We start from the raw sequence: 12,682 nt of genomic DNA on the forward strand, positions 1-12,682 counted from the left end.
ATGCAGGCGTTCACGCGAACGGAGTAGGCGATCGGAAAGAACAGCGAATGGACGCACCCATCGCCGGGATATTGCCCTGCGTGACGGAAGTGGCCATTAAGGCTTTCGAACGGCAAACTGCCTCATCTACATCACCGACACAGGAGTGAGATCAATTGCATGCAGCCTCCATGCTGGACCAGGCCCTGACACGGCTCGACGACGCAGCCCGGCACCTCGACCTCGACGCGGACGTTCTCGAAAAGCTGAAGTACCCGCGCGAGACCACGAAGGTCCGACTGATGATCCGCATGGACGACGGCTCGCGCAAATCCTTCATGGCATGGCGCTGCCGCTATGACGACACCCGCGGTCCGACCAAGGGCGGCATCCGCTTCCACCCGGATTCGACCATGGAGGAGGTCGAGACGCTCGCCTTCTGGATGACTTTCAAATGCGCGGTGATGAACCTGCCGTATGGCGGCGGCAAGGGCGCCGTGCAGTTCGATCCGCATACCCTGTCGAAGGCCGAACTGGAACGCCTCTCGCGCGCCTACGTGCAGGCTTTCGCCAAGATCATCGGGCCTGACCGCGACATCCCGGCGCCCGACGTTTACACCAATGCGATGATCATGGGCTGGATGGCCGACGAGTACGCCTCCATCGTCGGCGAGGCGACCCTGGCGGTGATCACGGGCAAACCCATCGCCCTTGGCGGCTCGCTAGGGCGTGACGACGCGACCGCCCGCGGGGGCTACTATCTCGTCCAGCGCCTGGCACGGCAACTCGGATTGGAGCCGGGAGCACGGGTGGCGATCCAGGGTTTCGGCAACGCGGGCCAGCACATCGCGCGGCTGCTCGCCGGCGACGGGTACAGTATCGTGGCGGTTTCCGATTCGAAGGGCGCCATCCACTGCCCGACTGGACTCGATGTCGACAAGGTGTTCAAGGCCAAAGGGCAGGGGAGCGTGACGTACCTTGCCGGGGCTGACGGCATCTCCGCCATTCCCTCCGACGAGCTCGTTTCCGTCGATTGCGAGCTGCTCGTTCCGGCGGCACTGGAGGACATGATCCACGAAGGCAATGCCGCCAGCGTGAAGGCCCGCATCGTTCTTGAACTCGCCAACGGCCCGATCACACCCGAGGCCGACGCAATCCTGGCCGACGGGAACGTCGTCGTCCTGCCGGACATCCTGGCGAACGCGGGCGGTGTGACTGTCTCGTACTTCGAGTGGGTGCAGAACCGGCAGGGCTACTACTGGCCCGTCGAGGACGTGCATGCGCGGCTGAAGGCGATGATGGAGCGGGAGGGGGACGCCATCTGGGCGCTCGCCCAGGACAAGGGCATAAGCCTGCGCAGCGCGGCCTACGTGCATGCGCTCTCGCGGCTCGCGGGCGCCATCGAGGCGCACGGCACGCAGCAGTTCTTCACGAGCTGACGCAAGGTCCGACACCATCATGAAACCACCGCCCCGATTACGGGGCGCGGCTCGGACACAGCGTCGGAACGGCGCCGTAGTCAGCCTGCCGCGTGCCCTGTCGAAGCTTGGGTTCTGCTCCCGCACGCAAGCCGAGGCCTTGATCGCGGAAGGACGCGTGCGCGTCGACGGCCGGGTCATCCGAGCGGTGACGGCGCGCGTCGATCCCGCACGCGCCCGCATTACCGTCGACGGCGAGCCGCTCGTGGCCGAGCGCAAGGTCTACCTGATGCTCAACAAGCCGCGCGGCCTCGTTACGACCCGCGACGACCCAGAGGAGCGGGCGACGGTATACGACTGCCTCAAAGGACTCGATCTCCCGTTCGTTGCGCCCGTGGGACGCCTCGACAAGGCGAGCGAGGGCCTGCTGCTCATGACCAACGACACGCGCTGGGCGCAGCGCGTGCTGGATCCCGCATCGAACGTCGAGAAGGTCTACCACGTCCAGATCGACCGCGTGCCGGATGAGGGCATGCTGGAGCGGCTTCAGGCGGGCATGACGCTCGATGGCGAGCGCTTGGTCGCAAGGTCGGCGAGCCTGCTCCGTGCCGGCGCACGCAACGCGTGGATCGAGGTGATCCTGAGCGAAGGCCGAAACCGCCAGATCCGGCGCCTGCTGGGCGCCGTTGGCGCGGAGGTGCTCCGGCTCGTGCGCATCGATGTGGGCGGTGTGCGGCTGGGCGATCTTCCGAGGGGCACCGTCCGGCCACTCACGCCCGCCGAGAAGGCGATGCTGGACGTTCCGGTCCAGATCGCCTCTGGCTGGGAAGGAGCTGTATGATGGCGTGGTTGGCATGATGATGAGACTGTTCTTCCCCGTCATGGTGTTGGGAGCCTTGCTGATGAGCACGTTTCCGGGGCTCGGTTCGACGGACTCCCCTCCGCCGCTCGACCGCCATCTCATCGCCGCCGCGGAGCGGGGGGACGTCGATGCCGTCAGGCGTGCCCTGGGCGAAGGAGCGAGCATCGACGCGCGTGACGGTCGCCAGCGCACGGCTCTCATGGCAGCCGTCCAGAGCAACCAGGTCGCGGCCGCAAGAGCCCTGATCGAGGCCGGCGCCGACGTGAACGCGAAGGACGAGATCAACGACAGTCCCTACCTGCTGGCCGGCGCCAGGGGGTATCTTGAGATCCTGCGCCTCACCCTCGCCCATGGTGCCGATCTCCGGAGCACGAACCGCTATGGCGGCACGGCTCTCATCCCCGCAGCCGAGCGCGGGCACGTGGAGACGGTGCACACCCTGATCGAAGCTGGTGTCGATGTCGACCACGTGAACAAGCTGGGTTGGACCGCGCTGCTGGAGGCGATCATCCTCGGGGACGGTGGGCCGAGACATGTGGAAATTGTTCGGCTGCTGCTCGACGCGGATGCGGAGGCCAGCCTTGCCGACCGCGACGGGGTCACGCCGTTGCAGCATGCGCGCCAGCGCGGCTACCGCGAGATCGAGCAGCTCCTGACGGCGGCCGGTGCCGCTGACCACGCGAGGAGGGGAGGAACGAGATGTCCACCAGCCGGGATTTTCTCTGCGAGGTCATCGATCTGGCTCGTGACAACGTCCGAAAGGGCGGACGGCCGTTCGGTGCAGTTCTCGTCAAGGACGGCGCCGTCATTGCCACGGGCGTCAACGAAATCCATATGACGCAAGACCCGACCACCCATGCCGAACTCCAGGCGATCCGCGCGGCGAGCCGGGCGCTCGGCAGCCCGCGCCTCGACGGCTGCGTGATCTATGCCAGCGGCCATCCCTGCCCGATGTGCCTTTCGGCGATGTACCTTACGGGCATCCGCGAAGTGACCTACGCCTATTCCAACGAGGACGGAGAGCCGTATGGCCTGTCGACGGCGGCCATTTATGCTGAACTGGCAAAGCCGCTGGCGGAGCAGTCGCTCAAGGCCACTCATCTGCCCTTGCGCGCTGGGGCGGAGGGCGATCTCTATCAGATGTGGCGCGACGCCGCCTCGGCTCCGCTCGACGGGTCCGGCTCCGGCAGGTCCGCGTAGACATTCCCATCAGGCGTCAACCGGGCTGCGGGCGTCATCGACGCCGGCCCGATTTTGCCGGGTCCGAGGATGTGGAATGCCGCATGGCCGGAGGCGAGCAGGTAGTCGGCGATGATCCGGCGGTGGCAGCGCCACCACACCGCCTCGGCGCACATGATGGCCGTGACGTTCGCATCACCAAGCTCGCGCAACATCGCTAGGCCCATGTGGAACTTGTCGGTCAAGGCATAGTCGGAATAGTTCCGGAAGCTGTCGTTCTCCCAATACGTGTTTGGTGAGGGCTGGGCCAGACGCTGCTTGCCGCGGAGCCCGCCGAGTTCGGCGATGTGCTCGTATCCGATCTGATAGCTGGCAAGATTGTCGGATAGAACATCACGGTTGAACTGTGGATTCGTCCGGGAGCGCGGAACCGTTCGGACATCCACCACGAGGCCGACTTTCGCCTCGCGGAGAAGGTCCACGAATTCCGGAATGGTGCGGGTGGAGTGCCCGATGGTGTAGAACGGGTTTGCCATGCTGGTCAGTGGGGACTCGGGTGTGCGGTTGCTTCCGCCAGCTTCTGCTTCAGCCTTCTGATCTCCTCGAAGCGGCTGGTCACGTCGCGCATGACTGCGGCGAGGCCGTGCATCTGACCCTGCTCATACTTGAGCGGCACGATGGTGAACTCCAAGGAGATGCGCTGCCCGTCCTTGCGGAGGCCCGGCACCGACAGGAGGTCGCCCGCGCCGTAGTGGCTCTCGCCGGAGGCCATCACGCGGCGGAACCCCTCCCAATGCCGCGCACGCAGGCGCTCGGGGATGATGAGATCGAGGGACTGCCCGAGCGCCTCGGCGGCGCGATGGCCGAAGATCCGCTCGGCACTGGGGTTCCACACCCGGATGATCCCGTCGGGGTCCATCGCCACCACGGCATTGGCGGCAGCGGAGAGAATGGCTTCTGCAACAAGTCGGGTCAGATCCATCCCCGATTTCCTTAAATTCTCTGCCGCATGAAGCATTCGGATCAGGGAACCCGCTCCGAGACGGCGACCCGGTGGCGGTAGACCATCTCCCACCCGCGCCAGCCCGTATAGATCAGGAGGAGAACGACAACGAGCGAGATGAGAAGCCCTGTCGGCAGAACGGCAGCGTCTCCGGCGACAAGGGGCCGAACATGATCCCATCAACATGGAGCCCAGCTCCTGGAGTTCAACTCGGACAGGGAAGGATCGGCGTTTGGCCGCAGTCCAAGTGCCTCGACGGGATTCCCAGCATTGAGGCGCACTGCACCCGGCAGTTCTTCACGAGCTGACGTCCGGTGTTGCTCAGGGCCAGCCATCTGCCCGGCCATTTGACATTCGGGCCAAAGATACGCATGAACCGTCCATCATGCCGAGCTTCGTACCATTCCGTCGTGGCCTGCACCGAGCAGGGAATCTGATCGCGGGCAATTAGCCCCGAGCTCAACACGCGTCCGAGCTCGGGGACCAAGGGCACCTGCCCGCCCCATCCAGCGGCATTGATCGCCAGCGTCCGGTTGCAGCGGCACCTGACCGTGCCGCGCGCCAACCGACCCTTCCCTCTTCCTCGTCCGGCATCCAGGCCATCAGGCGCGGGTGAATGGATCATCCCGGACGATTCCTATCGGCTGATGCCCCTGCTGCGGCCATCCCTGCCGAACCCTTTTCGCTGCCTCTCGCGAGGTCAGGAGTACCACCATGGACAGAACCGAAACCAGGAACGACCACTCGCCCATCCATGGCCGCATCACCGGCCCGATCGTCATGATCGGCTTCGGCTCGATCGGCAAGGGCATGCTGCCCCTGATCGAGCGGCATTTCGAGTTCGACAGGAACCGCTTCACGGTCATCGATCCGGTCGACACCGACCGTGACATGCTGGACGTGCGCGGCGTGACGCTCATCACCAAGGCCCTGACGCCGGACAACTACCGCGAGATCCTCACGCCACTGCTGACGGAAGGCGGCGGGCAGGGCTTCTGCGTGAACGTCTCGGTGGACACGTCGTCCCGCGCCATTATGGAGCTCTGCCGCGAACTCGGTACGCTCTACGTCGACACCGTGGCCGAGCCCTGGGCCGGGTTCTATTTCGACAAGAGCGTGGGGCCGGAGGCGCGCACCAACTACGCCCTGCGTGAGAACATCCTCGAGGCGCGCCGCAAGTCGCCGGGCGGTCCCACGGCGGTGAACTGCTGCGGCGCTAATCCCGGCATGGTGTCCTGGTTCGTGAAGCAGGCACTGCTCAACGTCGCCAGAGACACCGGCATCGAGCACGAGGATCCGCAGAGCCGCGAGGACTGGGCGCGTCTGATGCAGCGCGTCGGCGTGAAGGGCATCCACATCGCCGAGCGCGACACGCAGCGCGCCGAGAAGCCGAAGCCCATGGGGGTCTTCGTAAATACTTGGTCCGTGGAAGGCTTCGTGTCCGAGGGCTTGCAGCCGGCCGAACTCGGCTGGGGCACGCACGAGAAATGGATGCCGGAGAACGGCCGCACGCACGACAAGGGCTGCGGTGCCGCGATCTACCTGCTCCAGCCCGGCGCCAACACGCGTGTCCGCACCTGGTGCCCGACGCCCGGCCCGCAATACGGCTTCCTTGTCACGCACAACGAGGCAATCTCGATCGCGGACTTCTTCACCGTGCGCGAAGGCGACGAGGTCGCCTATCGGCCGACCTGCCACTACGCCTACCACCCGGCGAACGATGCCGTTCTCTCGATGCACGAGATGTTCGGCAATGCCGGACAGTTCCAGGGGAAGCACCACATCCTGACCGAGGATGAGATCGTCGACGGCATCGACGAACTCGGCGTGCTGCTCTACGGCCATGACAGGAATGCCTACTGGTACGGCTCGCAGCTCTCCATCGAGGAGACGCGCAAGCTCGCGCCGTACCAGAACGCCACGGGCCTTCAGGTGACCTCCGCCGTGCTCGCCGGCATGGTTTGGGCACTCGAGAACCCGGAGGCCGGGATCGTGGAGGCTGACGACATCGATTTCCGTCGCTGCCTCGAGGTGCAGATGCCCTATCTTGGTCCGGTGAACGGGTACTACACGGATTGGACGCCGCTCACCGACCGGCCCGGGTTCTTTCCGGAGGACATCGACACCTCCGATCCGTGGCAGTTCCGGAACGTGCTGGTGCGGTAACACGCGTCTGTTGTCATCACCGGCCTCGTGCCGGTGATCTCGATGCGAAGAGCGCAGCGTTTCAATCTATCGGGATGGCCGGGACAGGCCCGGCCATGACGTGGCAGATGTCATTCCCCGTGGCCGAAGGCCGGGCATGGTGAACGGAGTGAAATGAGATGCCCCATTTCGAGGAATTCTATGCCGACAAGCTCCGCGGCAGGAGCCTCTCCGACACCGCGAGCCGCAGCGTCCGCAGCGCGATCCAGCCGATGATCAGGTTGGCGCCGATGAAGAGCGGGGCCATGAGGAACGCGATCAGCCCCGTTTGTCCCCGCTCGACGAGACGCAGGGCTGCGAGTGGCAGGGCGGAGATGCCGAAGGTGTAGGCCCACGCGGCCGGCGAGAACGGCTGCCGAAGCCAGGGCACGAGGCGCAACATAACGAGCGCCTGGAGCAGGGCGTATCCGAACAGCATCTGGACAAAGCGGTCCGGCGGACCCTCGGTGACGGCGAGGTATGCGACGGATCCGACTGCCGGGGTGGCGAGATGCAATCCCATCGTGGCGCGCAACCCTACGGGCAAGGTATGGGTCATCAGGCGGTGCAGCACGATGGATTCCAGCACGACCATCGACAGGAAACCCGCCCCGAAGAAGAGCAGCCCGGCGTCGGGATAACCGAAGGACCCGCAGGCGATCGCACTGACGAAGCACCCACCCACCGTGGGCATGTTCAGTGCCGGGGTGGTCGCATCCGTGTGGCGTCCGCCCTGCCACAATGCGCCGACCATCCAGGCACTGAACATGACCTGGCTTGCGACGCCCAGCATGAACATCGCCGATGCCACGGCAGGGAGATAAGGGGCGATTGCGATTGACGCGATAAGGGTCGCAACCGGAACCAGCGCGATGAAGAACGCCTGAACCGGATGTCGGAACTCGGCAAGCGCCTCATCTCGGGAAGTCGCCCACTTCAGGACGTACAACGCCATCCAGATGAGCCAGACGAATGCCGCTGCAAGGGACAGGGCCTCGCCGACCGGAGCGGGAGCTCCCCATACCCGGGCGGCAGTGCGCTACCCGTTGCCGAGCCCGCCAAGGCCAAGGACCATGCCGAAGAATGTCGACGGAATCACGACTGCCGCAACAGGAGGCCGGGATTGTTTGGGTTGGGAGGCCAGTTCATCGGAGGCCGGATCGATCCGTTCGGGCGAGGGAGCGGCATTGGACATGGCGGTGGCCTTCGATGGTGACAGGCGGTTCAGCCGCTGGTCCCAATGGGATTATTGGGAGAGGAGGGGTCCTTCGCGGCTGCATGTTGCGGGACGGCGAAGCGGCCTTCCTCGGCCTTGTGGAAGTACTGGCTCGCGACCAGCATGCCCTTGGCGATGCGGATGGGCGGAATGCAGGTCAGCAGGAGGAACGGCCCCGATGTGAGCAGGTGAACCCAGACGGATGGTTCCCACATGATCTCGACCCAGACGCCGAACCCGGCCGCCGGGATGCCCATGATGATCATGATGAAGAAGGCCGGGCCGTCGGCCGGGTCGGCGAAGGAGTAGTCCAGGCCACAGGCCTCGCAGCGCGGGGCGAGCTTGAGGAATCCGCTGAACAGGCGGCCCTTGCCGCACCGGGGGCAGCGGCACAGCAGGCCGTGCTTGAAGATGGCCTCCTTGGCACTGTGGTTCATGCTCATGAGTCGTTCCGAAATTTCAGAATTTCCTGAAACATGGTGACCGGCGGGCTCGGCAGCAAGCGGCAGGAGGTCGCGGCGGCGCGAGGGAATGGGGTGGACCGCCCCATTGTGGGCTAACCCCAGGACAGCCTGGCTTGAAGCAGGGGAGGTTCGAGGATCACCTGGGTATTGGGATTATGAGCACAGCCAACTTCGTGAGGTTGATTGGGGCTGCGGCCTGCTTGTCGGCCTACGGACTGCTGCTACTTGGCAGGGTGAAGGTCGACGATGGCCAATTCGTAGCGCTCAATGGTATTGGGGCCTTGGCAATACTTTGCTCTCTCGTCATTGATTTCAATCTGCCGTCATTCGTAATGTATTCGACGTAGTTGATCTTCACGATCATCGACTACGTGCGCTCACGCCCCAAAGGGGGCGTCGTCAAGGTCATGAGCGCCGCCCCAAGCATCTGACGGAATCCTTGCAGGGAGGAAACTGGCGCGCATGCTCCTTCTGCATCGGCGCGCTTGAATTTCATCTATTGATGATTATGTTTATATTGTCATGATTACTTCGCATCATATCCTCCACCTCTGCGGAGGCCGCCTCCTCGCAGGCGGCTGATCCCCGAACCCGGGCGCACGTCCTGCGCCGCCGTCGTTCGGGGTCATGACCAATCTCGCAAACAATTCGAATTCAGCACGCCGGGTCCTGGATGCCGCCGTTCGTCTCGACGACGCGCGTCCGCAGGCCGGGATCGGCATTGCCCAGGAGGATCTCATGCACACAACCGTTGACCTGCCGCCCGTCACCGTCGCGACGCGCGACTACAACCGCCTCATGTCCGTCGCGGCCATGGAGCACAATCGGCGCAAGCCGCATCGCGAGTTCCTGCTGTCGGAGCTGCGGCGGGCCTCGCTCTGTCATCCCGCGGCGTTGCCGGACGACGTGGTCTCGACCAACGTGAAGGTCACGTACCGGATCAATGACGGACAGCCGAGGGCGCACGTCCTGGTCCACCCGCAGGATCTGCAATGGCCGGGCGCGGAATTGTCCGTACTGACGCCCCTGGGGATAGCGCTGCTGGGGCTTCGCGTGGGCGACCGGATGTCCTATCGGACTGACCGGGACGGTCCATTGCACGAGGTCGTGGTGGAGGATGTCCAATTCAGGCTCCTGCCGGATGAAACCGACCACTCGGAACCCGGCGACGGTAACGCGCGGGACGATCTCGATCGCCGGCTCGACGAGGCCCTGATGGAGACCTTCCCGGCCAGCGACCCGGTCTCGGTCATCATTTGCGGACGGTCCTGATTCCGGGAATCACAAGGCTTGCCGCTTCCCCATGTCGGAGCGCAGCGACACATCGGAGACAACAATGAGACAGGTAACCCTTCCCCCCATCACGATCACCACGGTCGATTACGACCGTCTGGCCTGGATCGCGTCCGCCGGCGTCAACGGCCAACGCTACACCGTCGCCGAGATGCTGGCTGACGAACTCGATCGTGCGACGGTCGCGGCGCCGGGCGCCATCCGCCCGGACATCGTGACGATGCATTCGGAGGTCGAGTACCGGGACGAGGTCACGGGCGAGGTGCGGCGCGCCACCCTGGTGTATCCGGGCGAGGAGGATCTCGACGCCGGACGGATCTCGGTCCTGACGCCGGTCGGGGCGGCCCTGATCGGACTGTCGGAGGGACAGTCGATGGAATGGCAGGGGCCGACGGGCGGACGGCGCAAGCTAACGGTGCATCGGGTGCGTTTCCAGCCCGAGCGCATGGCCGGACTGAGCGCCTGAATCCGAACACGCAACATGCAGCCGGGATATGCTGCCGAGCAGCCAAGGAGAAGAAACATGAAAGCCGCAGACAAGATTGCAGACACGGGCAAGGTCCCAGTTCCAAAAGGGCCGCCTGATCATCGGCCGACCGAGGCAAAGGCGGTCGTGGTCCGGGAGTGGGCACCGCAACCCAGTCCGATGACCCGCGAGGAGATCCGGAAGATCGTGATCGACCAGATCGGATAGCGGCGGCGTCTGCCGCAATCCCGCGACGGACGCGCCTCCACTTCCCGACCCACAGGAGACGAACCCATGCACATTCTGGCCGCAACGGGCGGTGCGGCGGGCCGGACTGTTGGCCCGGGACATCGGCGCCGAGCTGACCCTCCTGCACGTCGTCGATGACGACCAGCCGACGGACCTGGTCGCGCTCGAAACGCGCGAGGCCGAACGGATCCTCGGCGAGCAGATCGGCGCGGTGGCCGAATTGCGCGGACTCCCCTCGCGCGCCCTCGTCATCGCTGGCGACCCGTTCGACGGCATCCTGCGCGCCGCAGCATCAACGGAGGCAGGCCTCATTGTCATGGGTGCCCACCGCAAGCAGCTCCTGCGGGACGTCTTTGTCGGGACGACCATCGAGCGGGTGATCCGCGCGGGTCCGTTTCCAGTCCTGATGTTGAACGGGGAGGTGGAGCAGCCTTACCGGACGGCCCTGGCTGCCATCGACCTGTCCGAGCCGTCCGTTCTCGCCATGAGGACCGGTATAGCCTTGGGCTTGCCTGCCGGTGCCCGGCTCGGGCTCGTTCATGCCTTCCTGCCGCTGGCGAAGGGCCAGATGTTCTATGCCGGGCTCAGCCAGGACACCATCAACGGGTACGTGGCCGACGAGCGCATCCGGGCCACCAACGAGCTGATCGCGTTCCTCGAGGCGAACGGTCTCGACGATAACGGGCAACCGATGTGCGTGGTGGAGGAGGGCACCGCGTTCGAGGTGATCTCCAAGGCCGTGGCGCAGGTGGAGCCCGACGTCCTGGTCATGGGAACGCATGGCCGCTCGGTCCTCGCCAGGATGCAACTGGGCAGCGTGACCGAGGAGGTGCTGCGGTCCCTCGACATCCTTGCTGTTCCGCCTGTCCGATGAGGCACCGGGTGCGTTCGTCTCCAACGCACTGCCCGGCCCTTGAAGGCCATAGCCCGGAAAAGGGCAATGGCCCCGATGTTCCGCCGGATGATCTACACGGATCATGTGCAGGCGGCCCACATGATCCGCAAGGTCGTGCTGCGGCAGACCGCCATCCTGAACTATGTCGACCCGTTCTGATCCGGTCACCCGGCGTCACCCAAACGGGGATGGCCGTACGCCGCACCTGGGAGCAACCCGCAATGCGCAGGTCTCTAAGGACCGCTCCTGGCACATGCCGGTCGTTTGTTCCGTGGCTGCTTAAGCCTCAAGTCCGGGCGTTGCATTCGTGATGCTTGGTGAACTCTAAGGTGGCTCGTCGGGGAGCCGCCTTAGAGTTCAGATTTCAATCTGCTCCGCAATCAGAAGGGCATCGCCGACGTCGATCCCAAGATACCGAACAGTGCTCTCGATCTTGGTGTGGCCGAGCAGAAGTTGGACGGCTCGGAGATTGCCGGTTCTCCGATAGATCATCGACGCTTTGGTACGCCGCAAGGAATGGGTACCGTAGGCGAGGGGATCCAGCCCAATCGCGCGAAGCCAGGATGCCAGCAGGCGGGCGTACTGGCGCGTCGTCATTGCCTTTCGCCGATTGACCCTGCTCGGGAACAGCGGCTCCCCCTTGTGCAGATCCTTCTTCTCCAGCCAGCGGCCCACAGCCTCCCGGGTTTGCTCTGTGATCTCGAACTGAACAGGCCGGCCCGTCTTCCGCTGCATGACCGTAGCTCGGGAGCGCACCCGCCCATTGAGGGCCACATCATCGACGCGGAGCGCGACGAGGTCACAAGCTCGCAGCTTGCTGTCGAGGGCGAGATTGAACAGAGCCAAATCCCGGATGCGATGAGCAACCTGAAGCCTGACCCGAATGGACCAGATCTCTTCGCCTTAAGAGGCGGTTTGGGACCGATCAGCTTGCCCCGGTTCCAAGGTGCGGTGGTTCGGCAGGGATGGTTAGCGATCATGTCTTGCATTGCAGTGCTCCCGAAGTGAAGCCCCCGCAATGAACCTTGGCCGTTTATGCCGACAGGAAACCCAGGCTGAGCATTCCGTTCAAAGCCTTCGTCAGCTCACCAAGGTAACCCGGACGTTCGTTACTTGGCGTCGATCTCCTCCTCGTGACCCATTCCGGACCTCCGGACATTAATAGGGCCGCCGAGCACTACTTTGGCAGGTACGAGGAGCCTGGTGCGCCCTGCCGGCGTCTTGACCTGAAGAATTGTCCGCAGGAGGTCGTAGGCTGTCTTCAGGGCTCCCGCGGGAACAAGCGGCCGGCCGAAAGGCGACCCCGTCAGCAGCCATCCGGATAGGAGCGGGTCGGAACATCCATCTGGGACAGCAGGCTCCGGAGGATCAGCAGCCCGAATGCGATCCAGAGCGTCGGCGCGAAGGCAGTCAGGATCAGGAAGACGCTCGACGGAAGGTGCGTAAACACATCACGTGCATGGATCTCACAAAT

Annotated in this window: 14 protein-coding genes and 3 pseudogenes; 10 read left to right on the top strand and 7 right to left on the bottom strand. The window is 64.6% G+C overall.

The window, feature by feature from the left end:
- The first annotated feature begins 170 nt into the window (after positions 1-170).
- The 4 genes and pseudogenes from U0023_RS30480 to U0023_RS30495 all read left to right on the top strand — a co-directional run bounded on the left by U0023_RS30480 (position 171) and on the right by U0023_RS30495 (position 3,459).
- The gene (locus U0023_RS30480; protein ID WP_040638907.1) at positions 171-1,418 is read left to right on the top strand and encodes a Glu/Leu/Phe/Val family dehydrogenase; all 1,248 of its coding nucleotides are present in this window, start codon (positions 171-173) and stop codon (positions 1,416-1,418) included.
- A 19-nt stretch (positions 1,419-1,437) separates the two neighbouring features.
- Entirely contained in the window at positions 1,438-2,238 is an 801-nt protein-coding gene (locus U0023_RS30485; RefSeq protein ID WP_009762846.1) for a pseudouridine synthase, read from the top strand.
- A 19-nt stretch (positions 2,239-2,257) separates the two neighbouring features.
- Positions 2,258-2,929, top strand: a pseudogene (locus U0023_RS30490) (ankyrin repeat domain-containing protein); the annotation flags it as partial.
- 29 nt (positions 2,930-2,958) lie between these two features.
- A complete protein-coding gene (locus U0023_RS30495) occupies positions 2,959-3,459 on the top strand; it encodes a nucleoside deaminase (RefSeq protein WP_040638909.1) in 501 nt (166 codons plus the stop codon).
- Here the strand turns inward: U0023_RS30495 and U0023_RS30500 are convergent.
- From U0023_RS30500 to U0023_RS30510, 3 genes are read right to left on the bottom strand one after another with little or no spacing between them, the layout of a single operon-like run.
- Positions 3,396-3,974 carry a DUF488 domain-containing protein gene (locus U0023_RS30500; protein ID WP_009762849.1) on the bottom strand — a complete coding sequence of 193 codons (579 nt, stop codon included), beginning with the start codon at positions 3,972-3,974 and terminating at the stop codon, positions 3,396-3,398. The two genes, U0023_RS30495 and U0023_RS30500, sit on opposite strands and share 64 nt — an antisense overlap.
- Before the next feature lie 5 nt (positions 3,975-3,979).
- On the bottom strand, positions 3,980-4,420 hold the full coding sequence (locus U0023_RS30505; protein WP_009762850.1) for a PAS sensor domain-containing protein: 441 nt from the start codon (positions 4,418-4,420) through the stop codon (positions 3,980-3,982).
- Between the two features lie 41 nt (positions 4,421-4,461).
- Positions 4,462-4,578: a DUF2231 domain-containing protein gene (locus U0023_RS30510; protein ID WP_407667466.1), complete on the bottom strand. Its 117-nt coding sequence runs from the start codon at positions 4,576-4,578 to the stop codon at positions 4,462-4,464.
- Between the two features lie 577 nt (positions 4,579-5,155).
- Here U0023_RS30510 and U0023_RS30515 point away from each other — a divergent pair.
- Positions 5,156-6,607, top strand: coding sequence for a homospermidine synthase (locus U0023_RS30515; RefSeq protein WP_009762852.1), 1,452 nt, complete (start codon positions 5,156-5,158; stop codon positions 6,605-6,607).
- Positions 6,608-6,785: 178 nt separating this feature from the next.
- Here the strand turns inward: U0023_RS30515 and U0023_RS30520 are convergent, their stop codons facing one another.
- Positions 6,786-7,616 (bottom strand): SLAC1 family transporter, encoded by an 831-nt coding sequence (locus tag U0023_RS30520; RefSeq protein ID WP_280942592.1) that lies wholly within the window; start codon positions 7,614-7,616, stop codon positions 6,786-6,788.
- A gap of 233 nt (positions 7,617-7,849) precedes the next feature.
- Positions 7,850-8,284, bottom strand: coding sequence for a DUF983 domain-containing protein (locus U0023_RS30525; RefSeq protein ID WP_009762855.1), 435 nt, complete (start codon positions 8,282-8,284; stop codon positions 7,850-7,852).
- 176 nt (positions 8,285-8,460) lie between these two features.
- On the opposite strand from U0023_RS30525, the gene U0023_RS35960 reads away from it, so the two are divergent.
- From U0023_RS35960 to U0023_RS30545, 5 genes are all read left to right on the top strand, one after another.
- Positions 8,461-8,652, top strand: coding sequence for a CBU_0592 family membrane protein (locus U0023_RS35960; RefSeq protein ID WP_425339684.1), 192 nt, complete (start codon positions 8,461-8,463; stop codon positions 8,650-8,652).
- Positions 8,653-8,932: 280 nt separating this feature from the next.
- Complete coding sequence (locus U0023_RS30530) at positions 8,933-9,577, top strand: GreA/GreB family elongation factor (RefSeq protein WP_009762856.1); 645 nt, start codon at positions 8,933-8,935, stop codon at positions 9,575-9,577.
- 64 nt (positions 9,578-9,641) lie between these two features.
- On the top strand, positions 9,642-10,064 hold the full coding sequence (gene rnk / locus U0023_RS30535; protein ID WP_009762857.1) for a nucleoside diphosphate kinase regulator: 423 nt from the start codon (positions 9,642-9,644) through the stop codon (positions 10,062-10,064).
- A gap of 57 nt (positions 10,065-10,121) precedes the next feature.
- A complete protein-coding gene (locus U0023_RS30540; protein WP_009762858.1) occupies positions 10,122-10,292 on the top strand; it encodes a hypothetical protein in 171 nt (56 codons plus the stop codon).
- Positions 10,293-10,383: 91 nt separating this feature from the next.
- Positions 10,384-11,187 (top strand): universal stress protein, encoded by an 804-nt coding sequence (locus tag U0023_RS30545; RefSeq protein ID WP_009762859.1) that lies wholly within the window; start codon positions 10,384-10,386, stop codon positions 11,185-11,187.
- A 378-nt stretch (positions 11,188-11,565) separates the two neighbouring features.
- Here the strand turns inward: U0023_RS30545 and U0023_RS30550 are convergent.
- Together U0023_RS30550 and U0023_RS35795 are read right to left on the bottom strand one after the other, a co-directional pair.
- Positions 11,566-12,188: pseudogene (locus U0023_RS30550) on the bottom strand (tyrosine-type recombinase/integrase).
- Positions 12,189-12,532: 344 nt separating this feature from the next.
- Positions 12,533-12,658, bottom strand: a pseudogene (locus U0023_RS35795) (MFS transporter); the annotation flags it as partial.
- Positions 12,659-12,682: the final 24 nt, after the last annotated feature.

The organism is Microvirga lotononidis, assembly GCF_034627025.1.
GTDB lineage: Bacteria > Pseudomonadota > Alphaproteobacteria > Rhizobiales > Beijerinckiaceae > Microvirga > Microvirga lotononidis.

Excerpts from the sequence above, each read along its gene's own strand:
- U0023_RS30480 (WP_040638907.1), top strand. The coding sequence starts at position 171 with ATGCTGGACCAGGCCCTGACACGGCTCGACGACGCAGCCCGGCACCTC.
- U0023_RS35960 (WP_425339684.1), top strand. The coding sequence starts at position 8,461 with ATGAGCACAGCCAACTTCGTGAGGTTGATTGGGGCTGCGGCCTGCTTG.
- U0023_RS30495 (WP_040638909.1), top strand. The coding sequence starts at position 2,959 with ATGTCCACCAGCCGGGATTTTCTCTGCGAGGTCATCGATCTGGCTCGT.
- U0023_RS30530 (WP_009762856.1), top strand. The coding sequence starts at position 8,933 with ATGACCAATCTCGCAAACAATTCGAATTCAGCACGCCGGGTCCTGGAT.
- U0023_RS30485 (WP_009762846.1), top strand. The coding sequence starts at position 1,438 with ATGAAACCACCGCCCCGATTACGGGGCGCGGCTCGGACACAGCGTCGG.
- U0023_RS30500 (WP_009762849.1), bottom strand. The coding sequence starts at position 3,974 with ATGGCAAACCCGTTCTACACCATCGGGCACTCCACCCGCACCATTCCG.
- U0023_RS30525 (WP_009762855.1), bottom strand. The coding sequence starts at position 8,284 with ATGAGCATGAACCACAGTGCCAAGGAGGCCATCTTCAAGCACGGCCTG.
- U0023_RS30540 (WP_009762858.1), top strand. The coding sequence starts at position 10,122 with ATGAAAGCCGCAGACAAGATTGCAGACACGGGCAAGGTCCCAGTTCCA.
- U0023_RS30505 (WP_009762850.1), bottom strand. The coding sequence starts at position 4,420 with ATGGATCTGACCCGACTTGTTGCAGAAGCCATTCTCTCCGCTGCCGCC.
- rnk (WP_009762857.1), top strand. The coding sequence starts at position 9,642 with ATGAGACAGGTAACCCTTCCCCCCATCACGATCACCACGGTCGATTAC.
- U0023_RS30515 (WP_009762852.1), top strand. The coding sequence starts at position 5,156 with ATGGACAGAACCGAAACCAGGAACGACCACTCGCCCATCCATGGCCGC.